At 70.6% G+C, this 23,147-nt stretch carries 15 protein-coding genes and 1 tRNA gene; 9 read left to right on the forward strand and 7 right to left on the reverse strand.

Annotated elements, in window-relative coordinates:
* The first annotated feature begins 8 nt into the window (after positions 1-8).
* Positions 9-3,782, forward strand: a complete 3,774-nt coding sequence (locus ACFPJ4_RS00755; RefSeq protein ID WP_386738372.1) for an AAA family ATPase — start codon at positions 9-11, stop codon at positions 3,780-3,782.
* Positions 3,783-4,200: 418 nt separating this feature from the next.
* On the opposite strand, the gene mscL is transcribed toward ACFPJ4_RS00755, so the two are convergent.
* Genes mscL through ACFPJ4_RS00770 form a run of 3 tightly spaced genes read right to left on the reverse strand, consistent with a single transcriptional unit; the run spans position 4,201 to position 5,548 of the window.
* Positions 4,201-4,620 carry a large conductance mechanosensitive channel protein MscL gene (gene mscL, locus ACFPJ4_RS00760; protein ID WP_386739747.1) on the reverse strand — a complete coding sequence of 140 codons (420 nt, stop codon included), beginning with the start codon at positions 4,618-4,620 and terminating at the stop codon, positions 4,201-4,203.
* A 5-nt stretch (positions 4,621-4,625) separates the two neighbouring features.
* Positions 4,626-4,955: an FmdB family zinc ribbon protein gene (locus ACFPJ4_RS00765; protein WP_386738373.1), complete on the reverse strand. Its 330-nt coding sequence runs from the start codon at positions 4,953-4,955 to the stop codon at positions 4,626-4,628.
* Between the two features lie 14 nt (positions 4,956-4,969).
* Positions 4,970-5,548: a 5-formyltetrahydrofolate cyclo-ligase gene (locus tag ACFPJ4_RS00770; RefSeq protein ID WP_386738374.1), complete on the reverse strand. Its 579-nt coding sequence runs from the start codon at positions 5,546-5,548 to the stop codon at positions 4,970-4,972.
* A 69-nt stretch (positions 5,549-5,617) separates the two neighbouring features.
* Between ACFPJ4_RS00770 and galU the strand changes: the two genes are divergently transcribed.
* The 8 genes from galU to ACFPJ4_RS00810 all read left to right on the forward strand — a co-directional run bounded on the left by galU (position 5,618) and on the right by ACFPJ4_RS00810 (position 19,276).
* Positions 5,618-6,541 carry a UTP--glucose-1-phosphate uridylyltransferase GalU gene (gene galU / locus ACFPJ4_RS00775; protein WP_386738376.1) on the forward strand — a complete coding sequence of 308 codons (924 nt, stop codon included), beginning with the start codon at positions 5,618-5,620 and terminating at the stop codon, positions 6,539-6,541.
* Positions 6,513-7,166, forward strand: coding sequence for a GNAT family N-acetyltransferase (locus tag ACFPJ4_RS00780; RefSeq protein WP_386738377.1), 654 nt, complete (start codon positions 6,513-6,515; stop codon positions 7,164-7,166). The genes galU and ACFPJ4_RS00780 overlap by 29 nt, the downstream gene beginning before the upstream one ends.
* Positions 7,167-7,240: 74 nt before the next feature.
* Positions 7,241-8,221, forward strand: coding sequence for a hypothetical protein (locus ACFPJ4_RS00785; RefSeq protein ID WP_386738379.1), 981 nt, complete (start codon positions 7,241-7,243; stop codon positions 8,219-8,221).
* 73 nt (positions 8,222-8,294) lie between these two features.
* Positions 8,295-8,367, forward strand: a tRNA-Ala gene (locus ACFPJ4_RS00790).
* Positions 8,368-8,632: 265 nt separating this feature from the next.
* Positions 8,633-15,802, forward strand: a complete 7,170-nt coding sequence (locus ACFPJ4_RS00795) for a fibronectin type III domain-containing protein (protein WP_386738380.1) — start codon at positions 8,633-8,635, stop codon at positions 15,800-15,802.
* A gap of 191 nt (positions 15,803-15,993) precedes the next feature.
* Positions 15,994-17,067: a sugar ABC transporter substrate-binding protein gene (locus tag ACFPJ4_RS00800; RefSeq protein ID WP_386738382.1), complete on the forward strand. Its 1,074-nt coding sequence runs from the start codon at positions 15,994-15,996 to the stop codon at positions 17,065-17,067.
* A 152-nt stretch (positions 17,068-17,219) separates the two neighbouring features.
* Complete coding sequence (locus ACFPJ4_RS00805) at positions 17,220-17,972, forward strand: ATP-binding cassette domain-containing protein (protein ID WP_386738384.1); 753 nt, start codon at positions 17,220-17,222, stop codon at positions 17,970-17,972.
* Positions 17,969-19,276, forward strand: a complete 1,308-nt coding sequence (locus ACFPJ4_RS00810; protein ID WP_386738385.1) for a sugar ABC transporter permease — start codon at positions 17,969-17,971, stop codon at positions 19,274-19,276. The genes ACFPJ4_RS00805 and ACFPJ4_RS00810 overlap by 4 nt, the downstream gene beginning before the upstream one ends.
* Before the next feature lie 95 nt (positions 19,277-19,371).
* On the opposite strand, the gene ACFPJ4_RS00815 is transcribed toward ACFPJ4_RS00810, so the two are convergent.
* The 4 genes from ACFPJ4_RS00815 to ACFPJ4_RS00830 form a co-directional block, all read right to left on the reverse strand.
* Positions 19,372-20,295 (reverse strand): cytochrome b/b6 domain-containing protein, encoded by a 924-nt coding sequence (locus ACFPJ4_RS00815; protein WP_386738386.1) that lies wholly within the window; start codon positions 20,293-20,295, stop codon positions 19,372-19,374.
* Between the two features lie 61 nt (positions 20,296-20,356).
* Positions 20,357-21,292 (reverse strand): alpha/beta fold hydrolase, encoded by a 936-nt coding sequence (locus ACFPJ4_RS00820; RefSeq protein ID WP_386738387.1) that lies wholly within the window; start codon positions 21,290-21,292, stop codon positions 20,357-20,359.
* On the reverse strand, positions 21,292-22,260 hold the full coding sequence (locus ACFPJ4_RS00825) for an electron transfer flavoprotein subunit alpha/FixB family protein (RefSeq protein WP_386738388.1): 969 nt from the start codon (positions 22,258-22,260) through the stop codon (positions 21,292-21,294). Before ACFPJ4_RS00825 ends, ACFPJ4_RS00820 begins: the two co-directional genes overlap by 1 nt.
* Before the next feature lie 32 nt (positions 22,261-22,292).
* A complete protein-coding gene (locus tag ACFPJ4_RS00830; protein ID WP_386738389.1) occupies positions 22,293-23,072 on the reverse strand; it encodes an electron transfer flavoprotein subunit beta/FixA family protein in 780 nt (259 codons plus the stop codon).
* Positions 23,073-23,147 lie beyond the last annotated feature (75 nt).

The following is a 23,147-nucleotide window of genomic DNA, read 5'->3' on the forward strand; positions in this document are numbered from 1 at the left end:
CTGACCGCGTGTGGCCTGCCAACCGACGGGATGAGGATCTCGTGACCGAGGACGGAACCCCGAGCGCTGAGCGCCCGGTCTCCGCCCCCCGAGTCGTCCCCTCGACCCCGCGAGGCGCCGGGGACATCGCCGATCCGGTGCGTTCCCAGTGGCGCGCCGAGCTCGGGGCCGTCGGCGGACGATCGCCCCTGCTGCACTTCGTCGACGAGGCGAGCACGCGCATCGAACTGAGCACGACGCATCCCGGGGGCCTCGCTCGATTCATCACGGGGCAGACCACCCTGCTCTCGCAGTTGATCCGCGACGACATCGCCCTGCGTTCGGCACGGCTCGCCGCCGACCGGATCGCCGCCAAGGGTCTCGAGCTGTCGACCACCCGCGGGATCGACGCGGTCCGGCTCGGCATCGGCCTGGCGCGATGGAGCTCGGCCGACGAGGAGTACACGGCGCCGATCCTGTTGCGCCCGCTGGCCATCCGTCGGCACGGCCGCGACTTCGAGCTCAAGCTGCGCGGCATCCCCGAGCTGAACCCCGCCTTCGCGCTCGCCCTCGAGCGCCAGTTCGGCATGGTGCTCGACGCGGACAGCTTCGTCGCCCTCGCCGACGCCGACGGCACCTTCAGGCCCAACGCCGTCATCGACCAGCTGCGCGCCCTCACGGGACACCTTCCGGATTTCGCGGTGCAGCCGCGTCTCGTCGTCTCGTCGTTCGCCGAGGTCGCCCCGCGTCTCGTCGCCGACGCCTGGAACCTCGAACATCCCGTGCTCGACGCGCTCGCCGGCAACGCGACCGCCAAGTGGGCCATCGACGAGGCGTTCGCCCCGGTCGAGGCCATCGGCTCGGATCACCGCGACCCGTCGACCGACGTGCTGCTGCTCGACGCGGATGCCGAGCAGGAGCAGGTGATCGCCCAGATCGCCTCGGGCAACTCGCTCGTCGTCCGGACCATGCCGGGAACCGGCGGAACGCAGACCATCGTCAACGCGCTGGGCGCCCTGGTCGGGCAGAACAAGCGCGTGCTCGTCGTCAGCCCCCGGCGGGCGACGCTTCGCGGCATCTCGCAACGCTTCGCCGACATCGGCCTCGCCGGCCTCGCGGTCGCGCCCTCCACGCTGCGCCGTGACGTCGTCCGCGCCATCGCGCGCAACGAGAAGGCGCATCAGCCGCAACTGGCCGAGGTCGACGAGGCGCTCGTCCGGCTGCGCCGCGTGCTGCTCGACTACCGCGAATCCCTGCAGCGCCCCGATGAGAAGCTCGGCGTCTCGGTCGTGGACTGCGTCACGGAACTGTCCCGCCTGGCACTGCTGCCGATCCCGCCGTCGACGACCGCGCGCCTGGACCGCGAGACGGTCGAGCGCATGGCGAACGACCGCGCCTCGGTGGCCGCGACCATGCTGCAGGCCGCGAAGCTCGGCGAGTTCCGCTACGGACCGGGCGACTCGCCCTGGTACGGCGCCCAGTTCGCCGACGGCGAGGAAGCGCACAAGGCGCACGCCCTCGCCCAGAAGCTGCACGGCGAAGAGCTGCCCCGGCTGCTGGTCCGCGCGCAGCAGCTGATCGGGTCGACCCGGATGCGGCCCTTCGAGACCATCGGAGAGCTGGGCATCTACCTCAAGCTGCTCACCGACATCCGCGACACGCTCGACCGCTTCGTGCCCGCGGTCTTCGACCGCTCGCTGAGCGAGCTGATCCTCGCCACCGCGCCCCGCCGCGACGCCCCGGAGATGTCGTCGACGAACCGCCGCCGGCTCAAGAAGCTCGCGAAGGAGTACGTGCGGCCCGGCATGCACGTGGGCGATCTGCACGAGGCGCTCGGCGGCATCCAGCGTCAGCGGATCATGTGGCAGCGCTTCGTCGCCGCCGGCGTCGTGCCCGAGGTGCCCGTCGGAATCTCGGATGTCGCCGTCGCCTGGCAGCAGGTCGCCGCCGATCTCGCCGCGCTCGACGTTCCGCTGGGCCACGTCACGCGCGAGACCCAGTTCGCGTCGCTCCCGCTGCACCGGCTCGGGGAACTGCTGGCCGGGCTCGCGGCCGAGTCCGACGTGCTGCAGAACCTGCAGGAGCGCAGCGAGCTCGTCGCGACGATGCGCACCCTGCACCTCGACCCGCTGCTGACCGACCTGGCGGCCCGGCACATCCCCGACGACCAGATCGCCGCCGAGCTCGAACTCGCCTGGTGGCGGTCGGCGCTCGACTCGCTGCTCGCGGGCGACCGGGCGCTGCTGGGGGCGAAGACCGAGGTGCTCGAGCGGCTCGAGGCCGACTTCCGGCTCGTCGACGAGGCGCACACCTCGGGCAGTGCCCAGCTGCTGGCCTGGCAGCTCGCCGAGAACTGGAAGATCGGGCTGGTCGACTGGCCCGACGAGGCAGCCGAGCTCAAGCGGCTGCTCTCGGTCGAGGGCATCACTTCGACCGCGCTGCAGAGCGTCGCCCCCCACCTGTCGCGTGCCGTGGCTCCGATCTGGTTGGCGTCGCCGTACGAGATCGACGCGGTCACCGACGCGATGGCCTTCGACACCGTGCTGCTGATCGATGCCGGAGCGACCACCGTCGCCGAGAACGCGGGAGCGATCCGCCGGGCCAAGCAGGTGGTCGCGTTCGGCGATCCCGTGACCCAGACGCCGTCGGCGTTCGAGATCGCCGTCTCGGATCCGGATGCCGCGTCCGCCGCCCCGAGTGACGCGGACCTCGCGCTGCAGGGCGCGCGTGCCCTCGACGAGCTGCATTCGCGGTCCGCGCTGGCCCGTCTCGGCGAGCTGCTGCCCGGTCTCAGCCTCACCCGCAGCTACCGCGCGGGTGGGGAGGATCTCGCCGAGCTCGTCAACCGCCGCTTCTACGGGGGGCGCATCGACTCCCTGCCCTGGGCCGGCTCCTTCCTCGGACACGGCAGTCTCGTGCTGGACTACGTGGAGAACGGCACGGGCATGCCCGACGCCGACACGGGAGCGGTCGAAAGCGTCGACGCCGAGGTCAACCGGGTCGTCGAACTCGTGCTCGAACACGCGGCGGCCCGCCCGCACGAGTCGCTCATGGTCGTCACCGCGAGCGAGAAGCACGCCGTGCGGGTGCTGCAGGCGGTGCTCGCCGCGATGACGTCGCGCCCCGAACTCACGGAGTTCGTGCTCGGCGACCGTGCCGAGGCGTTCGCCGTGCTGCCGATCGATCGGGCCGTCGCGCAGAGCCGCGACCGCGTGATCTTCTCGATCGGATACGGACGCACGCCGCATGGACGGGTGCTGGCCGACTTCGGGCCGCTCGGCCAGCCGGGCGGAGAGCGTCTGCTCGCGGTCGCCATGACCCGGGCCCGCCGCTCGCTCGTGATCGTGACCTGCTTCCGGCCCTCCGACATCGACGACGGCCGGCTCAAGCACGGAGCGGTCGCGCTCGCCGAGATCCTCGACGAGGTCGCCGCGCGTCGGGCCGAACCGCCCCTGCCCGACGACAGCGACCCGATGCTCGTCGACCTGTCGCGTCGGCTGGCGACGCGGGGCCTGCGCACGGCGCTGGGTCATCGCGGCAAGCTCGGTCTGGTGGCGGCGAACGGCGGCACCTGCATCGTCGTCGACACCGACAGCGTCTTGGCCGGCCGCAGCCTGCGCGAATCGTTGCGGCTGCGACCCGAGGTGCTGCGCCGGCTCGGCTGGCACTACGCCCGGGTGCACGCCTTCGAGTTGTTCAGCGACCCGGACGCGGTCGCCGATCGGATCGCACGGCTCGGCGGACTCGCCGCCGGTCCGATGACGCAGGAGATCCCCGTCATTGCCTCGGCACAGCGCGGCTGACGACGGGACCGACAGTCCTCGGCGCGAGCCGGAGCGGGACGCGCCCGCGCCGAGGACCCCCGGACGGCATGCCACGGATCCACTGGCCGAGGCGCCGCGCCGTCATCGCCGTGTGACGACGCCGCCGCCGCAGGGCACCGACCCGACGCCCGCGGCCGAGCCGCCGCGGCATCCGCGGGGCGAGAACGACGAGCGCATGCGCGCCGACAAGCCGCCGCACTACTGACGCCGCCCGCGCCGCGCCCGGCGCCGCGTAGGTGAGCCGTGAGCCGTGCCGCTCTGCCTGCGCGTGTCCGGCGCCGACACGATGTCGGGCCAGTGCCGCCCTCGGACGCTCTGCGTGCCCGAGGGGTGCCCCGACCCGACGTTGTGCAGGGTGCCGGGCACCGCGACGCACCCCGCACCGGCGCCCGGCGGGTCAGTCCGCGGGTCGCTGCGCCTTCAGCAGGTCGCGGATCTCGCCGAGCAGCTCGAGCTCGGTGGGAGGAGTGTCGACGTCTTCGACGACCCCCTCCTCCTTCTTCTTGAAGGAGAGGCGCTTGAGGTAGTTGATGGGCACGATCAGCGCGAAATAGACGACGACCGCGACCAGCAGGAACTGGAGGACGGCGGCGATCACCGCGCCGAAGTGCAGCGTCGCCGTCCCGCCGGAGGTGGTGGGGATGGCGACGGGCAAGGCGTCGGCCAGGGTCTTGGCGTTGAAGAGCGCGCCGATCGCGGGGTTGAACACCTGTTCGACGACGGCGTTGACGATCCCGGTGAACGCGGCGCCGATGACCACGGCGACGGCCAGGTCGATCACGTTGCCACGGAGGATGAACTCCTTGAAACCCTTCAGCACGGTTACTCCTTGCTCGTGGTCTTGCTCGGGGGCGACGCTGTCGTCGCGCCGGAGGTCACGGCAGGCGCGGGCGCCCCCGATCCGCCCGACCCCGACCCGCCCGACCCCGACGACTCGGACGACCCCGAGCTCCCCGAGTTCTCCGACGGCGGCGCCGCCCGGCTGTCGTTGCGGTAGAAGCCCGAGCCCGTGAACGACACCCCGACGTTGTTGAACAGCTTGCGCAGCTTTCCGCCGCAGTTCGGGCAGACACTGAGCGCGTCATCCGTGAACGCCTGCTGGATGTCGAAGGCCTCGCCGCACTCGGTGCAGCGGTACGAATATGTGGGCATGGGAAAGCGGATCCTCAGAACGAGACGATGCCGCTCGGAGTCACGACGCCGTTCACCGGCATGTCGTGACGCTCCCGCGGCACGGAGTCGACGAGTTCGTCGTCGAAGATCACAGCATAAACCGGCGGGCACGCTTCCATCGAGCCGAGGGTCTTGTCGAAGTAGCCCATGCCCCAGCCCATGCGCATTCCGCTGTGGTCGACGCAAGCGGCCGGGACCAGGATGAGGTCGACCCCGTTGATCGCGATCGGTCCGAGCAGTTCGCTGGTGGGCGTCGGCATGCCCAGCAGGTCGGCCTCCTCGTCATCGCCGTCGTAGGGCGCCCAGTCGAGCAGGCCGTCCTCGCGCGACACCGGCAACAGCACGCGGATGCCGCGCTCCGCCGTCCAGCGCAGGAACTCACGGGTGGGCGGCTCATCCGGGGTCGAGAGGTAGGCGGCGAGATATCCGACCTTGAGGTCGCTCGTCAGGTCGATCAGATTCTGGGTGATCCCGGCGGCGTCGGCACTGCGCTCGGTCGCGGTACGGATGCGACGGCGCTCGCGGAGTTCGGCCCGCAATGCGCGCTTGCGGTCATCCATATCATCGGCCACGCGACGAGTCTAGGGCGGCGCTTGCACGCTGCCAGGCGAAACCTCAACCGAACCCGGTTAGCCTGAACCATGGCCTCCATGATCACGAAAGCCGTCATTCCCGTCGCGGGTCTCGGCACGCGCTTCCTGCCCGCCACCAAGGCGATGCCGAAGGAGATGCTCCCCGTCGTCGACAAGCCCGCCATCCAGTACGTCGTCGAGGAGGCCGTCGCCGCCGGACTCAGCGACGTGCTGATGGTGACCGGCCGCAACAAGACGGCCCTCGAGAACCATTTCGACCGCGTCGGGGAGCTCGAAGACATCCTGCGCAACAAGGGCGATCTCGAGAAGCTCGAGAAGGTCAAGTACGCCACCGACCTCGCCGACGTGCACTACGTGCGCCAAGGCGACCCGAAGGGGCTGGGCCACGCCGTGCTCCGTGCCAAGATGCACGTCGGACGCGAGCCGTTCGCCGTGCTCCTCGGCGACGACATCATCGACGAACGCGACCCGCTGCTGACCCGGATGCTCGATGTGCAGCTCAGTCGCAACACCACGGTCGTCGCCCTGCTCGAGGTCGATCCCTCGGTGGCGCACCTCTACGGCATCGCGACCGTGGAAGCCACCGACGAGGATGACGTGGTCCGCATCACCGGACTGGTCGAGAAGCCCTCCGCCGGCACCGCTCCGTCGAACCTGGCCATCATCGGGCGCTACGTTCTGCGACCCGAGATCTTCGACATCCTCGAGACCACGGCGCCCGGCAAGGGCGGCGAGATCCAGCTGACCGACGCCCTGCAGAGCCTCGCGACCGGGCCGGCGTGGAGCGGCGGCGTGCACGGGGTGGTGTTCCGCGGCCGCCGGTACGACACGGGCGATCGACTCGACTACCTCAAGGCGATCGTGCAGCTGGCCAGTGATCGCGACGACCTCGGGCCCGACTTCCGCCCGTGGCTGCAGCAGTTCGCCGCTACGCTGGCGAGCAATGAGCATGAGCATTCCGACGCTCCGTGACGGAGCCGTCACGATCCGCCCCATCCGGTTGCGCGACGCGCGCGCGCTCGAGCAGGAGCTCATCTCGAACCGCGCCTGGCTCCGCACCTGGGAGGCCACCAATCCGCACGGTCCGATCGGGTTCGACTCGCGGGCGAGCATCCGGTCGCTGCTGGCCAACTGGCGCTCCGGTTTCGGGGTGCCGTTCGCGATCGAGTACGAGGGCGAGTTCGCGGGCCAGCTGAACGTCTCGGGGATCAGCTACGGCTCGCTGTCGTCGGCATCGATCGGATACTGGGTCGCCGAGCGGTTCGCGGGTCGAAACATCACCCCGACCGCCGTCGCGTTGGCCACCGACCACTCGCTGTTCTCGCTCGGGCTGCACCGCATGGAGATCTGCATCCGACCCGAGAACGCGCCGTCGCTGCGGGTCGTCGAGAAGCTGGGTTTCCGCTACGAGGGGCTGCGTCGGCGGTTCATCCACATCAACGGCGACTGGCGCGACCACTTCTGCTTCGCGCTCACCGTCGAGGAGCTGCCGATGGGCGTGCTGCGCCGCTGGCGGGACGGCCGCGTGCCCGCCGGCGTCGGCTCGGTACCCGAGGCCGACCGGGCGATCGCCGCGCATCCGCTGCGTCTGGGCTGAGACTTCGGGGCCCTCACGGACCCTCGCCAGGCGCGCCTCCGCGTGCTTCGAGTCGGCGTCCGTACCTTAGCGGTATGGAGACGACGGGAGCGGGCACGGTCGTCATGGTCGCGATCGCCGCGGGCCTGTGGTTCTTCTACTTCGTGCCGACCTGGATGCGCCGCCGCGAATACCTCGCCACCGAGCGCACGGCGACCCGGCTTCAGCAGACCCTTCGGATCATGGCCGAGACCGCCGAGCTGCCCGAGCAGGTGCGGGTCGAGGTGAACGCCCGCGATGCGGCGAGGCAGGAACGTGTCCTGCAGGCTCGGGAACGGCGTGCCGACGCCCTCGCGGCGCGGCAGGCCGCGGCGCTGCTCGCCGCGATGCCGCCGGCACCGCCGGTGGTGCCGTCATCCCGATCCGCCGCGGTGCGCGTCGCGTCCGCGGGCGCCCCGGTCTCTGCGCACCTCCGCGCCCGCCGACGACGCGCCCGGGTGCTCGCCAGCACCCTGCTCGCCGCGGGCACCGTCACGATCGGCGTGCAGCTCTGGCTCGTGGTGACCAGCGGAGCGGTGCTCGGCTCATGGTTCGTCGTGGCGGGGGGGGCCGCGATCGGCTTCGCCGGCGTCGGGGTGCGGCGTCGGCTCGACGCCCGGCGGGCTCCGGTCGCCGTGGCGAGCCCGCGCGCGGCGCAGCCGGTCGTCGAACGAGCGCCGCAGGCGGCCGTGGAGCGGTCGTCCGGCTGGACCCCGGTTCCGGTTCCGGCTCCGCTGTACCTGTCGCGGCCGGCGACCCAGCGGCTCGAGCCCGCCCCCGATCTGGTCGCGCAGCTGCGCGCCGCCGCGCTCGCCTCCGAACGTGCGCTGCGCGACGCGCACGACGCGCCCGAGGTCGTGCCGTTCCGGCCGCAGCGTTCGCAGCCCTCTCACGGCCCGGCCGAGACGCCCGCGTCGCGTCCCGCCACCGCGAGCCCGGCCGTGAGCCGCTGGGCCTCGATGGGTCGCGTCGAGGGGTCGGATGCCGCGGCACCCGACCTGGACGAGGTGCTCCGCCGCCGTCGCAGCGCGGGCTGAGTCGCACCCGGTGGCGCCGAGCCGCGCCGGTTGGGAGTGCGCGGTGCCGGGGTGATACCGTTGACAGGTTCACGGGCCCATGGCGCAGTTGGTAGCGCGCTTCGTTCGCAATGAAGAGGTCGGGGGTTCGAATCCCCCTGGGTCCACCGTGTCGTGTTCTCGCCGCAGTCGGCGTCGCGCGCCGTCGTCTTTTGTGGATGGCGCGCGTCAGCTGAGGTCGCGACTCGCCTGAGCGAGTCGCGCTCGCTGCGCGCGGTCCGGCGAAAATCGCCTGTCCCCCGGTTCCGATGAGGATCCGTCCCCCATATGGCGGATACGTGCCCTGTAGTGGGGTACGCGCCGCCCTCCCTTGGGGGTCGCCCATCGTTCGGCGGCCCCGTCAGGCTCGGAGGTGGCGCCGATCGTTCATCGGTGCCGACCGACGACGACCCGATGGTCGCCGGAATCCGTGGGGGAATCATGAACAGCACTACCGCCGCACGTCGCCGTGGGGTCATCGCCGTTGTCGCAACGCTGAGCGCGATCGGCGCCCTGCTCGTCGCTCTGCCGCAGGCGGCAGCGGCCGGGCCGACGACGGTCACGCAGACCTTCTCCTACACCGGGTCGACCTCGACCTTCACCGTGCCGTCGGGCATCTCAGCGCTGACGCTGACCATCGTCGGGGCCGAGGGCGGCAACGGCGGCGCGGACGCCACCCCCGCCCCGCCGCCAGGAGGTTACCGCGGCGTCGTCACCGGTACCATCGCGGTGACCCCGGGGCAGCAGCTCACGGTCGCGGTCGGAAGCCACGGCGCCACCGGCCCGAGTCAGCGCAACTCGGGCAACGCCTCGCGTCCCGTCGGCGGCAGCAACCCGCTCAGCGCGTACCAGGGCGGCCTCGGCGGCGCGGCGGGGGCGAACGGATCCTCCGGATTCGGCGGGGCGGGCGGTGCCGCGAGCGTCGTGCGCGTCTCGGGTTCCGACGTGGTGGCCGCCGGAGGCGGCGGCAACGGCGGCAGCGGTCAGTACGCGTCCACCCAGGGCCACGACGCCACGTCGACGTACACCGGACGCACCGACGTCACCACGACCAAGGGCCAGGACGGCATCAACGCCAACGACATCTGTTCGGCGACCAGCTGCAGCAACAACGACGGCGGCGGCAGCGGCGGCGGCGGTGGTGGCGCCCAGGGCGGTGCCCAGGGCGACATCCAGTTCGGCGCGGGCACCTCGAACGAGTGGTACGGATTCGGCGGGTCGGTCGGCCAGAACTCCACGGCCGCCCTGCCCGGCCTCTCGACCTCGTACCAGTACTACTCCGACAACGTGACCGACGGCTCGGTCGTCATCTCGTACACCACCGGATCGCCCGCCGCGCCGACCGCACTCAGCGGGACCGCGGGCAACGGCTCGGTGAACCTCATCTGGACGGCTCCGACCGACCCGGGTCAGTCGGCGATCAGCGACTACCTCGTGCAGTACAGCAGCAACGGCGGGTCGAGCTGGAGCGTGCCCGTCGACCTGGGATCGACCGACACCGCGGGCACCGTCACGGGGCTGAGCAACGGGACTGCGTACATCTTCCAGGTCGCCGCAGTGAACTCCGTGGGCACCGGCGTGTATTCGTCGTCGTCACCGTCTGTCACGCCCGTCGGACCGCCCTCGGCCCCGACCATCGGCCTCGTGGCCGCCCAGGACGGCGCCCTGGCGTTCACCGTGACGGCCCCGGGTTCCGGTGCCGCCGTGACCGGCTACGACTACCGCGTCGACGGCGGACCGTGGGTGACGGTGGCGTCCCCGTCGACCAGCCTGGTGATCCCCGGCCTGATCAATGGCACCAGTTATTCGATCGAGGTGCGGGCCGAGAGCACCGTCGGTCCCGGCGCGATCTCCGCACCGTCCTCGGGCACGCCGCAGGCGGTTCCCGGCGCACCCACGATCACGGCCCTCGGCGTGGGTAACGGCTCCGTCGATGTGTCGTTCACCCCGGGCTTCAACGGGGGCGGCGCGGTGACCTCGTACCAGTACCGGTTGAACGGCGGGGCGTGGACCACCGCGAGCGGCACGTCCAGCCCGATCACGATCGGCGGTCTCGGCAGCGGCGTCAGCTACGCGATCGAACTCCGCGCCGTGAACTCGGCGGGTCCGGGCGCAGCGTCCACCCCGGCGAACGCCGCGACGCCCGGTGCTCCCGGCGCTCCGTCGGTCTCGTCCGTCACCGCAGGCGATGGCACGGCCACGGTCGTCTTCACCCCGGGAACCACGGGCGGTGCACCGATCGACTCGTATCAGTACCAGACCACCGTCGGCGGAGCATGGTCTCCTGTGGCCGCGACCTCCAGCCCGATCGTGATCTCGGGACTCACCAACGGCACGGGCTACTCGGTGAGCATCCGGGCCGTCAACGCGGTCGGAACCGGCCCGGCGTCGGCCCCCGTCGACGTGACCCCGGCCACGATCCCCGGGGCGCCGACCATCGTGGGCGACACCGTGGCGGGCTCCAACGCCCAGTTGTCGGCCGCGTTCACCGCCCCGAACTCCGACGGCGGAGCGACGATCGCCGGCTACCAGTACTCCACCGATGGCGGGGCCACCTGGCGGAATCGCGCCGACGGCCGCGGCACGGCCAGTCCGCTCGTCATCACCGCGCTCTCCAGCGACGGCGCCACGGCGCTGGTCAACGGGACCACCTACTATGTCGAGTTGCGCGCGGTGAACGCCGTGGGCGCGGGCACCGCGTCCGCGGTCGCGGTCGGGATCGCCACGACGACGCCGAGTGCTCCCGTCATCACCCATGTCAGCGCGGTCCCCACGGCGCTCGCTGTCGAGTTCACACCGGCAGCGAACGGTGGCTCGACGATCACCTCGTACGAGTACAGCCTCGATGGCGGTCACAGCTGGAGCAGCACGGGCACCCTCGGTACCTCGTTCACGATCACCGGACTGATCAACGGCACCGGCTACCCGGTGCAGGTTCGAGCGAGCAACTCGGTGGGCGACGGAGCGGCGTCGGCCGCAGTGAACGGCACACCGGTCGATCTGCCGGGGCAGGCGGTGATCCATTCGGTGGTTCGCAGCGACCGGACCCTGACGGCGTCCGTCGTGGTGACGGACGACGGCGGATCCCCGATCACGGCCTGGCAGTACTCCACCGACGGGGGGGCGACCTGGGCGACGGTCTCCGGTACCGCGAGCCCGCTCGCCCTGACCGTGCAGTCGTCCGACGGAACGACCCGCTTGTCGAACGGCACCGGCTACGCCCTCGCGGTGCGAGCTGTGACCGCGATCGGCACCGGTCCGGCCTCGGCGACCACGACGGTCGCGCCGGCATCCGCCCCGGCGGCTCCGGCGATCGCCCTGACCGCCGGCGACGCCCGCGTCACGGTGGCGTTCACGCTCGGCGCCGACGGGGGGTCGCCGGTCGACCGGATCGAGTACACCCTCGACGCGGGATCGCACTGGATCGACCCGGGCACCCTCTCGAGCCCCTTCACCATCACCGGACTCGGCAACGGCACCGGCTACGGCGTGCAACTCCGCGCCCACAACGCGATCGGCGCGGGCGCCGCGTCGGTGACGGCGTCGACGACCCCGCGCACGGTGCCCGGTGCCCCGGCCGCCGTATCGGCGACCTCGAACAGCGCGTCGGCCGACGTCGCCTGGTCCGCGCCGTCGTCGACGGGCGGGGCCGCGATCAGCGGCTACACCGCGACCGCCTACGCCAGCGGCACGGCGACCACCGCGATCTCGTCGTGCACGACCTCCGGTGCTCTGCTCTGCACGATCCCCGGTCTGAGCAACAACACGGCCTACTACGTCGCGGTCTCGGCGGGCAACGTCGCCGGCACAGGGGCGGAATCCGCGCCGCGCGTGCTCGTCACGCCGCTGGCTCGCCCCGCCGCACCGACCCTGACCGGCCTGACGATGGGCGATGGCTCCATCGGCGTGGCTTTCACGGCGGGCAGTTCGGGCGACCGGGCGATTTCGAGCTACCAGTACTCCGTCGACGGCGGATCCACCTGGGCCGCGGCGAGCGGGACCTCCAGCCCGATCCTGATCACGGGGTTGACCGACGGCACCCGCTATACGGTCGCGCTCCGCGCGGTCAGCGCGGCCGGCACCGGCGTCGCCTCGAACACCCTGAACGGCACGCCGTACACCTACCCGTCCGCGCCGGATGTCTCGACGATCGTCGCGAACGGCGGCAACGGTCAGATCACGGTGAGCTGGGCCGCAGCGAATCTCAACGGCGGAACCCTGCAGAACTACACCGCGACGGCGTTCACCGGACTCACCAGCGGATCGACGGCAGCCACCTGCACGACGACCGGGCTGAGCTGCGTGATCACGGGGCTGAGCAACGGCACGACCTACTACGTCTCGCTGCAGACCCAGAACACCGCCGCGATGTACAGCGTGCGCTCGGCGCCGCGCGTGCCCGCGACACCCTCGCTGCAGCCCGGCGCCCCCACGGCGGTCACTGCCGTCGCGGGTGACGCTCAGGCGACCGTGAGCTGGACCGCGCCCACGAGCACGGGCGCCAGCGCGATCACCGGGTACACCGTGTGGTATTCCGTCGGCGGGGGCAGCTACAGCCAAGTGGCTTCGGTCACCTCGACATCGACCGTGCTGACGGGACTCACGAACGGGTCCGCGTATACCTTCGAGGTCTTCGCGATCAATGGCAACGGGACGGGACCGGCCAGTTCGCCCTCGTCCTCCGTCACGCCGCTCGCACCCGGAACGGTTCCGACGCTGAGCAGCGCCTCCTCGACGGCAAGCGGATTCACCAGCTCCATCACCAACTTCGCCGCCGGCACGAGTTACTCCGCGACGGCGAACAACGGCGCGACCGTGACGCTGAGCGGCGCCACGATCACGGTGACCGGGCTGAGCAATGGGGCGGCCTCCCACGTCACGGTCACGGCGACGAAGGCCGGGCAGACCACGACCTCGGCCGCGCTGGATGGCACCGCCCTCCTGGCCGGTATCGCCCCGACCTTCTCGGGCAACGTGGCGACCTCGACGGGCTTCGTCTTCACGATCACGAACTACGACGCCGCAGCGACGTATGCGCTTTCGGCGAGTGGCGGGGCCTCGGCCACGCGCTCCGGCGCCACGGTCACCGTGACGGGCTTGCCCCTCGGTGGCTCATCGTCGGTCACCGTCGTCGCGTCGAAGGCGGGATCCACGACGGTGTCGGCGATCGATGCCGGCGCTGCCATGGTGTCCGGAACCGCCCCGACCTTCACGGGACTGGTGTCGACCGGCTCGGGGTTCCAGTTCCGGATCGCGAACTACGACGCCGGCCTCAGCTACGAGCTCGGTGCGACCGGAGGTGCGGTGGTCGGCAGGTCCGGTGACACCGTCACGGTGACCGGCCTGATCGACGGTGCGTCGTCTGACGTGACCGTCACGGCGACCGATCCGGGCGTCAGCACCGCGGTGGCGGTCGAGACGGGCGCCGCCCTCTTCCGCGGGACCGCGGCGACGGTCTCGGCGGTGACCGCCACGGTCGACGGTTTCGCCTTCGACATCACCAATCCGGATGCCGGCGCCGACTACTCCGTCGTCGCCTCGGCGGGCACCGTCACCCTCAGCGGTACGACGATCACCGTCAGCGGACTCACCCCCGGCGAGGCGTCGGTCGTGACCGTGACGGTCGCGAAGACGGGGCACGTCTCAATGGCGACCGCGGTGACCGCGAGCGCGCTGCAGACCGGCATCACGCCCGTGTTCGGCGCCGCCACCCGCACCATCGACGGCTACGACTTCGCGATCACGAACTTCGACGCGCTCGCCGGATACGGTTTCGTGGTTCCGGGGGGCACGGCGAGTCTCTCGGGCGACGTCGTGACCGTGACGGGTCTTGCTCCCTCGGCGACCGCCGAGGTGACCGTCACCGTGACGCGCCCCGGGTTCACCGACGCCGTCGCCACCCAGAGCGGCAGCGCCCTCGCGGCGGGAACCGCGCCGGTGTTCAGCGCGGTGACGGCCACGGCCGACGGGTTCACCTTCACGATCTCGAACTACGACGCAGGACTGGTCTACAGCTCCGTGCTCGATCCCGCCTCGGGCGTCGTGGTCATCGCGACCGACGGCACGGGCGTCGTGTCCGGCGAGGCGCCGGGGGTTGCCGTGACCCTGGCCGTGACCGCCACCGATCCGGGCGTGTCGGCGGCCGTGGCCTCCACGGGCGCCACGGTACTGCTGCCGGGCGCCGCACCGATCCTCTCTGCGTCGACTCCTCTGGCAGGTGGGTACCGTTTCACGATCTCGAACTACGACGCCGGAGTGAACTACAGCTTCGCTCAGTCCGTGGGCGGCACGGTTCTGCGCAGCGGCGACACGGTGACCGTGAGCGGGGTGGGCGCGGGCCTGTTCTCCGAGACGGTGGTCACCGCGAGCTCCGCCGGGCGAACCAGCGAGTCGGCCACGGCGGGCGGAACGTCCTTCCCGAGTGGGTCGGCGCCGACTATCTCGGCCGTCACGCGGACGGATGACGGCTTCGTCTTCACGATCGGCCTGCTGCCGTCGACCACCTACCGTGTGAGCTCGGACGCCGGAACGGTGACGCTCGTCGGTTCCACGGTGACCGTGACCGGGCTCGGCGCGGGAGCATCGACGACGGTGCACATCACCGCCTCCGTTCCGGGAGTGCTCGACGAGACGACGGATGTCGCGGGAACCGCCATTGCGAACGGTGTCGCGCCCGTGCTGTCGTCGCCGACGGCGGCACGCGGCGGGTTCGTCACGACGATCGCCAACTACTCCGCCGCGGTGAGCTACCGCCTTGCGAGCTCGGCGGGAACGGTCACGCGCAGCGGCGCCCGGATCACCGTCACGGGACTCGCTGCCGGGGCCTCCGCAACCGTCACCATCACGGCGGGGCGCGGGGGATACCACGACGCCGCGGCGTCCGTGACCGGTCGGGCCTCGAGCCCGGAGCCCGCGGCACCGCCCGCGTCCCCCTCCGCCCCGATCCCCGATGCTCCCAGCGTGACCACGACGCCCATCGCCGGCGGGACCTCGGCGGTACCGCAGGGCCTGACGGACTCGGCACCCGGGTCCGGCTCGGCGACAGCCGGCGGGTCGTCGGTGGCCTCGCACCTGCATGGGGCCGGCAGCACCGTCACGCTCAGCACGGACAGCGGCCAGGCCTTCACGGTCGCGGCGCGTCGCGGCGTCCAGAACCTCCCGATCGGCGCGGACGGGGTCGTCGAGGTGGTTCGCGGCGGCCAGGTGTGGATCACGGTCTCCGGCCTCGCGCCGGGCTCGGGGATCACCCTGTGGAGTCGCTCGGAATCGGCTCGGCTGGCGTCCGGTACGACGGATGTCGCGGGTCACACCGCTCAGCTCGTTCTGCTGCCGGCGTCGCTGAAGCCGGGAGCGCACACGCTGATCGTCACGGGTGTCGATGCCGCCGGCAAGCCGGTGACGCTCCAGATGGGGATCCGCGTACTCGACGCCCGCACGGTGTCGGCGGTCACGCCCGACGACTCCTGGTGGTGGCTGCTGATCGTGCTGGCGATCCTGCTCCTGCTTGCCGGATGGTTCCTGGTGGCGCGTCGGCGTCGCCGTCGCGACGACCGGACGGCCTGAGCCGCACGCCCGCGGGCGCGGGTCGGGTTTCCCGGGATTCCGGCCATGTGACCGTTTCACATCTTTATCGAACTGTTACCGGTCTGGGTGTTCTCGAGGGCGTGCACACGGCAAACTCTGTACGCCACCACTCATAGCCGAGTGTGGACACCGAGGAGTGTTCTCCTTCACCACCACAGAAAGGGAGTGACGTGAAGACTTCTTCATCGATCTCGATCGCCGTCGCTGTGGCCGCGTCAGCATTGCTGCTGGCAGGCTGTTCATCAGGCGGAGGCGGAGGTTCCACCGCTTCGACCCGCGCATGCGTCATCCTTCCCGACTCGGCGTCATCGCCGCGCTGGGAGAGCCTCGACCGTCCGGCTCTCGACAAGGCGTTCACCGACGCGGGCTTCACGGCCGACATCCAGAACGCGCAGGGCGACACCAACAAGTACTCCACGATCGCCGACCAGGAGCTCACCAAGGGCTGCGGCGTCATGGTGCTGACCGACCTCAACGGCGCGGCCCTCGCCGTGACCCAGAAGGCCCAGAAGCAGGGCATCCCGGTCATCGCCTACGACCGCCCGATCACCACCGGTTCGGCCGACTCGCCGAAGATGGTCGCCGACTACTACGTCTCGTTCGACAACGAGAAGGTCGGGGCGCTCGAGGGTCAGATGATCGTCGACGGCCTCAAGAAGGCGGGCAAGGACCCGGCCAAGGCGATCGTCGTCTACATGGGCGGCGACCCGACCGACGGCAACGCCAAGCTGTTCCACGACGGCGCCGTCAAGGTCATGAGCGCGGCGGGCATCAAGCCGGCCGCCGAGCCGACCGGTGTCTGGGACGGCGAGAAGTCCGCGACCAACTTCGAGCAGGCGCTGACCTCGCTCGGTGGCAAGGTCGACGCGGTCTGGGTCGCCAACGACACCAACGCGGCGGGCGTCATCACGGTTCTGGACAAGAACGGCCTGAAGGTCCCCGTCTCCGGACAGGACGCCTCGGTCGCCGGTCTGCAGAACGTGCTGCTCGGCAAGCAGACCGGCACGGTCTACAAGCAGGTCAGCCTCGAGGCCAAGGCCGCGTCGGATCTCGCGATCCAGCTGCTCAAGGGCCAGAAGCCGACCGCGAACAGCTCGCTCTACGGCAAGCCTTTCATCGCGGTGACCCCGGTCTCGGTCGGACCGGAGCAGGTCGAGACGGTCGTCACGAACGGTGACGCGAAGGCGTCGGACATCTGCACCACGGATGTCGCTGCCGCCTGCACGCAGTACGGCGTCAAGTAACCCGATCACCACTGAAGGGGCTCCGCGTTCGGTCCACGACCGACGCGGAGCCTCTTCGTCGCCCGCGAGACCACGCGCGCGTAGTCTGAGGCCACGTGCCGCAACGACGAGGCATCCGGGACCAAGCCGTCCCGGAAGGAAAGGAACCTGGCATGGACATGCCGATCATCGAACTGAATGACGTCAAGAAGAGTTTCGGGCCGGTGAGCGTCCTGAAGGGCGTCGGCCTGAAGGTCTATCCGGGCAAGATCACCGCTCTCGTCGGTGACAACGGAGCCGGCAAGTCGACCCTCATCAAGGGACTCGCCGGAGTTCAGCCCTACGACGAGGGCGAGGTGCGCTTCAACGGCGAACTCGTCAATCTGCACAACCCGCGCGAGGCCTCGCGGCTCGGCATCGAGGTGGTCTACCAGGACCTCGCGCTGTGCGACAACCTCGACATCGTGCAGAACATGTTCCTCGGTCGCGAAGAGACCAAGTGGGGAACGTTCGACGAGGGCGAGATGGAACGTCAGGCATCCGACACGTTGCAGTCGCTCTCCGTGCGCACCGTCAAGTCGGTGCGTCAGAAGGTCTCGTCCCTCTCCGGAGGACAGCGTCAGACGGTCGCGATCGCGCGTTCGGTGCTCAAGTCGGCCAAGGTCGTCATCCTCGACGAGCCGACCGCCGCGCTCGGCGTCGCCCAGACCGAGCAGGTGCTGAATCTCGTCAAGCGCCTCGCCGACCAGGGCGTCGGGGTCATCATGATCAGTCACAACCTGGTCGACGTCTTCCAGGTCGCCGACTACATCAGCGTGCTCTACCTCGGCCAGATGGTCGCCTCGATCGAGACGAAGAACACGAACAGCGACGACGTCGTCGGCTACATCACCGGCAGCAAGACCTACACAGGAGAGGCCGCATGAGTTCCCCCAGAGTCCCCGAGGCGCCCGTGCCCGCTCCCACCGTCGACACCTCGCACCTGCCCGCCCAGGGCGGCGCGATCGGCTCCGGCATGGAGGGCGGCGTCGTCGACCAGACGAAGGCCTACCTGCTCCGCGTGCGCAGCGGCGAGATGGGCGCACTGCCCGCCGTCGCCGGCTTCATCGTCTTGAGCATCCTGTTCACCGCCCTCAGCCAGTACTTCCTCACCGAGCGCAATTTCGCGAACCTGCTGACCCAGGCCGCCCCTCAGGTGATGCTGGCCATGGCGCTGGTGTTCGTCATCCTGCTCGGCGAGATCGACCTCTCGGCCGGTACGACCTCGGGTGTCGCCATGGGCCTGTTCGTCGTGCTGTCCGATCCGGGCGGCATCAACATGAACTGGATCCTCGCACTGCTGATCGCGGTCGTCGCGGGGGTCGCGATCGGCATGTTCATCGGATTCTTCGTCGCGAGGGTCGGCATTCCGTCGTTCGTCGTGACGCTGGGTCTGTTCCTCGGATTCCAGGGCCTCGAGCTGCTCATCATCGGCACCGGCGGACTGTATCGCGTCACCCAGCCGGAGGTTCTGGCGATCCAGAACAACAACCTCCCCACCTGGGGCGGCTGGGTCATGCTCGCCGTCATGCTGCTGATCTCGTTCGGCACCGCGATGCTCGACCGTCGTCGTCGCGCCCGCGCCGGGGTGCCGAATCGCACGATCGTGCTGGTCTGGGCCAAGCTCGCCGTGATCCTCATCATCGGCGGAGTCGTCGTCTACCTGCTCAACCAGAACCGGGGGACCGGCTTCCTGGCGGTCGCCGGGGTCCCCATCGTGGTGCCGATCACGCTGGTGATCCTGTGGGCGGGCACCTTCCTGCTCGACCGCACTCGCTACGGCCGCTACCTCTATGCGATCGGCGGCAACGCCGAGGCCGCTCGTCGCGCGGGCATCAAGGTCATCGGGATCAAGTGGGCGGCGTTCGCGATCTGCTCCACCCTCGCGGTGCTCTCGGGCCTGTTCAGCGCGTCCAAGGTCGGTTCGGTGGATGCCTCGTTCGGCCATGACACCGTGCTGAGCGGTGTCGCGGCGGCGGTCGTCGGCGGCGTGAGCCTCTTCGGTGGACGCGGGCGTCTCATCCACGCCGCCATCGGCGCGCTGGTGATCGCGGTCATCACGAACGGACTCGGACTGCTCAACCTCGGCGGAGGCATCAACCTCCTGGTCACCGGCGGCGTGCTGATCCTCGCGGCCACCGTCGACGCGGTCTCCCGCGTCCGCGGGGGCGGGTCGCTGATCCGAAGGTAGGGCTCTCCACGTGCCCACGACGCGCCCCGCGATGCCCTCGGCTCGCGGGGCGCGTTCTTTCGTCGGTGCTGGGTCGGTGCCGGCGGGGTGTGCGGTCAGCGACCGACGCGCCCCCCGAGTCCGGCGAGCTGGGCGAGGATGACCGGCCGGGCGGCGAACCAACCGCCCACCATGAGCACGAGGGAGCCCGCGAAGAAGGCGAAGCCGACCCAGTTGACATCGTCGCTGCCGCCGTACATGTGATTGAGGTTGCGCAGGGCGCCCGTCGCGAGCACGAGAGCGACGTGCACGATGATGAATGCGACGAAGAAGATCATGATCGGGTAGTGCATCGCCCGCGCGGCCTTGAGCGGGTAGAGCTTCTCGATCGGTCGGAAGCGCGCGGCCAACCCGGGCACCATGCGCAGTCCGGTGAGGATCGCCAGCGGCGCGGCGACGAAGACCACGAGGAAGTAGCTGAGCAACTGCAGGGCGTTGTAGTTGGTCCAGCCGTCCTCCGTGGGCCATTCCAGGGAGGCGTACTGCAGGCCGGCCGAGACGGCGTTGGGGAACACGTCCCAGCGGGTGGGGATGATGCGCACCCACTGTCCGGTGACGAAGATCAGCACGTAGAAGACGATCCCGTTGAGCACCCACAGGCTGTCGACCGTGAGGTGGAACCAGAGGTGCAGCGGGATCCGCACCGGCTGCCCCTTCGTCTTCAGCAGCCCGGCGTTCTTGCGGGTCCAGTACGCCGCGGCGCGCTGAGTGGTGTGCACCTGCCAGCCCGTGCGGATGATGAAGAGCATGAAGAACGAGCTGAGGAAGTGCTGCCACTCGAGCCACGCCGGGAACCCGACCGGCGCCCAGGACGGCAGGGCGGACTGTCCGGGATAGTCGTGCAGGAACGACTGCACGGCCGGCAGCCCGCGGATCCCCTTGGCCGCGAGCACGATCAGGAACGCCCCGACGACCACGATCGGGATGATCCACACCAGCTTGAACCATCTGCTGCGGGTGGGGGTGGTGGTCGCTGCCATCGGATGCCTCTCGCCGTCGTCGGTGTCGCCTCGATCGAGAGTACCGAGTCGAGACGTCGGGTCAGTTCAGGTGGGCCGAGACGGCCGCGCCGACCCGATCCAGGTCGTTCAGCCACGGCGCGTGCCCGCCGTGGATCTCGAGCAGCTCGGCGTGTGGAATCGCCGCGATGTCGGCGTCGGCCCGTTGGGGAACGAGCAGGCTGTCGGCATCGCCCCAGACCAGCAGGGTCGGTGCGCTCAGGGCGCTGAGTTCTTCGCGGCCGATCGCGACTCCCGCGCGAGCGGCGAGGGGAGTCATCATGGCGCGGAACAGGCTCGCCACGCTCGGCCCGAAGGAGGGGCGCTGCGAGCACAGATGGGCGATCTCGATGATCTCGGCGGGGTAGCCGTCGAGGGCGCCGGCTCCGAGGGTGCGGGCGAAGCCGCGTCGTGTGGTGTTCTGCGAGGTCGAGAGCCCGAGCAGGGCGGTGCCCAGTCCCGGAACGGCGACCAGCCGCATCCGGAGGCCGGGTCGGGCCTCCGCGAAGGCGGCGCCCGGCGCCCCCAACAGCACGAGGCGACGCACCCGCTCGGGATGGGCCAGGGCCTCGTACACTGCGAATTGCCCGCCCAGCGAGTGCCCGACGACATCGACGATCGTCAGATCGAGGCCCGCGATGACGGCGTCCAGCACCGCGACGGCGTGGGCGCGCAGATCGCCGCCGCGGGGGAGCACGGCCGCGCCCGACAAGCCGTGACCGGGCCAGTCCACGGCGAGTACGCGGCGTCCCTCCAGCCGGCCGATCAAGGGCACAGCGAGAGCCGTGACCGAGGCGATGCCGTGCAGCAGCAGGACCGGCGGCCCCGAGTGAGCTCCCGCGTAGTCCACGACCCGCACGCGCAGCCCGTCAGTCGTGCGTACCTGGTGCTCGGTGATCGTGCGCCCGTACCGTGCGGCGAGAGCGGCCTCAGCCGATCTGACCCGGGCATCGAGTTCCGCCGGATCGGCGGTCGCCATCAGCCCTTCCGCGCTTTCACAGCCTCGATCAGCTGCGGCACGACCGTGAACAGATCGCCGACGATGCCGAAGTCGGCGACCTCGAAGATGGGCGCGTCGGCGTCCTTGTTGATGGCGACGATCGTCTTGGCGGTCTGCATTCCGGCCTTGTGCTGGATCGCGCCCGAGATGCCCACCGCGATGTAGAGGTTGGGCGAGACCGTCACGCCGGTCTGCCCGACCTGGTAGCTCTGCGGGACGTATCCGGCATCCACGGCGGCGCGCGACGCGCCGACCGCGGCGCCGAACGCGTCGGCCAGCTGCTCGACGAGGGCGAACTTCTCCTGCGAGCCCAGCCCGCGACCGCCGGAGACGACGATCTCGGCGGCTTTGAGGTCGGGGCGGTCGGAGGTGTCGGCCTGCTCGTGGCGTGCCGTGATGGTCGTCGTGGGCGCGGTGTCCCCGCTCACGTCGAGGGGGACGAGCGTGCCGGCCGCGGCGGGGGCGGAGCCCTCGACCGAGTGCGGGCGCAACGAGATCACCGGGATGCCGCGTGCCGCTGTCGAGACGACGGTGTACGCGCCGCCGAACGCCTGCTGGGTCGCGGTGATGCCGTCAGGGTCCGCGCTCAGTCCGACGGCGTCGCTCAGGTAGGCGCCGCCGATCCGGATGGCGAGCCGTGCCGCGGCCTCCCGGCTCTCCACTCCGGTGCCCACGAGCACCGCGGCGACATCGCCGGCGGCGGTCACGGCGGCCGCCAGCGCGGCGACGCGCGGCGTGACCAGCAGCGAGTCCGCACCGGGGACGGTCGCGGCGTAGACGGTTGCGGCGCCGAGCGCGCCGAGTTCGGCGGCGAGTGCGCCGGCATCGGTCTCGCTCACGACCACGGCGGCCGGCTCGCCGAGCACCGCGGCAGCGGTCAGGAGTTCTGCGGTGCTGCTCGCCAGTGCGCCGGCGTTGTGCTCGACGAGCACGAGGACCTTCGACATCGTGTGTTCCCTCTCCAGTTCGCGGTGCCGGCTCAGATGAGCTTCGAGGCGGCGAGGTAGTCGGTGAGCTGGGCGGCGGCGGTGCCGTCGTCCGTGATGATGGTGCCGCCGCTGCGGGGCGGTCGCGGGGTCACTTCGCGCACGATCGACCAGGAGTGCTCGGCCCCGGTCTCGGCGGCATCCAGTCCGAGGGCGGCGACGCCGAGCACCTCGACGGGCTTCTTCTTGGCCCCCATGATCCCCTTGAAGCTGGGGTAGCGCGCCTCGGCGATCTGCTCGTTGACCGAGACGACCGCGGGGAGCTCGGTCGACACCTCGAGGTAGCCGTCGTCGGTGACCCGCTCGCCGGTCACGGTCGAGCCGCTGACCGTCATCGCCCGCAGGAAGCTGAGCTGGGCGACGCCGAGGCGCTCGGCCAGCATCGCCGGCACCGCGGCGGTGCGGCCGTCGGTCGACTCGTTGCCCGCGATGATCAGGTCGTACCCGCGCGGGGCGAGCGCCGCCGCCAGGGCCGCCGAGGTCTGAACCGCATCGGAGCCCACGAGGCCGTCGTCGACGAGGTGGATCGCGTTGTCGGCTCCCATCGCGAGGCCCTTGCGAATGCTGTCGAGGGCCGTCTTGGGCCCCATCGTGACGATGGTCACCTCGCTGCCGGGGTGGGCCTCCCGCGTCTGCAGGGCGACCTCCACGGCCTTCTCGTCGACCTCGTCGACGACCGCATCGGAACGACGGTCGACCCGCTTGGTGGTCGGGTCCAGGTGGCGGTCACCCCAGGTATCGGGGACTTCCTTGACCAGAACGGCGATCTTCATGAGCATCCTCTTCGTCGAGCGGGCCGAGCCCGGTTTGCCCCTCCAGACTACGTCCTTCGTATTGCCTGAAAGTAG

The organism is Lysinimonas soli (genome assembly GCF_042655435.1).
In the GTDB taxonomy this organism is placed as follows: domain Bacteria; phylum Actinomycetota; class Actinomycetes; order Actinomycetales; family Microbacteriaceae; genus Lysinimonas; species Lysinimonas soli.

Bases quoted from the DNA above. Each gene is read 5' to 3' on its own strand.
- ACFPJ4_RS00765 (WP_386738373.1), bottom strand. From the start codon at position 4,955: ATGCCCACATATTCGTACCGCTGCACCGAGTGCGGCGAGGCCTTCGAC.
- galU (WP_386738376.1), top strand. From the start codon at position 5,618: ATGGCCTCCATGATCACGAAAGCCGTCATTCCCGTCGCGGGTCTCGGC.
- ACFPJ4_RS00780 (WP_386738377.1), top strand. From the start codon at position 6,513: ATGAGCATGAGCATTCCGACGCTCCGTGACGGAGCCGTCACGATCCGC.
- ACFPJ4_RS00785 (WP_386738379.1), top strand. From the start codon at position 7,241: ATGGAGACGACGGGAGCGGGCACGGTCGTCATGGTCGCGATCGCCGCG.
- ACFPJ4_RS00805 (WP_386738384.1), top strand. From the start codon at position 17,220: ATGGACATGCCGATCATCGAACTGAATGACGTCAAGAAGAGTTTCGGG.
- ACFPJ4_RS00810 (WP_386738385.1), top strand. From the start codon at position 17,969: ATGAGTTCCCCCAGAGTCCCCGAGGCGCCCGTGCCCGCTCCCACCGTC.
- ACFPJ4_RS00815 (WP_386738386.1), bottom strand. From the start codon at position 20,295: ATGGCAGCGACCACCACCCCCACCCGCAGCAGATGGTTCAAGCTGGTG.
- ACFPJ4_RS00820 (WP_386738387.1), bottom strand. From the start codon at position 21,292: ATGGCGACCGCCGATCCGGCGGAACTCGATGCCCGGGTCAGATCGGCT.
- ACFPJ4_RS00825 (WP_386738388.1), bottom strand. From the start codon at position 22,260: ATGTCGAAGGTCCTCGTGCTCGTCGAGCACAACGCCGGCGCACTGGCG.
- ACFPJ4_RS00830 (WP_386738389.1), bottom strand. From the start codon at position 23,072: ATGAAGATCGCCGTTCTGGTCAAGGAAGTCCCCGATACCTGGGGTGAC.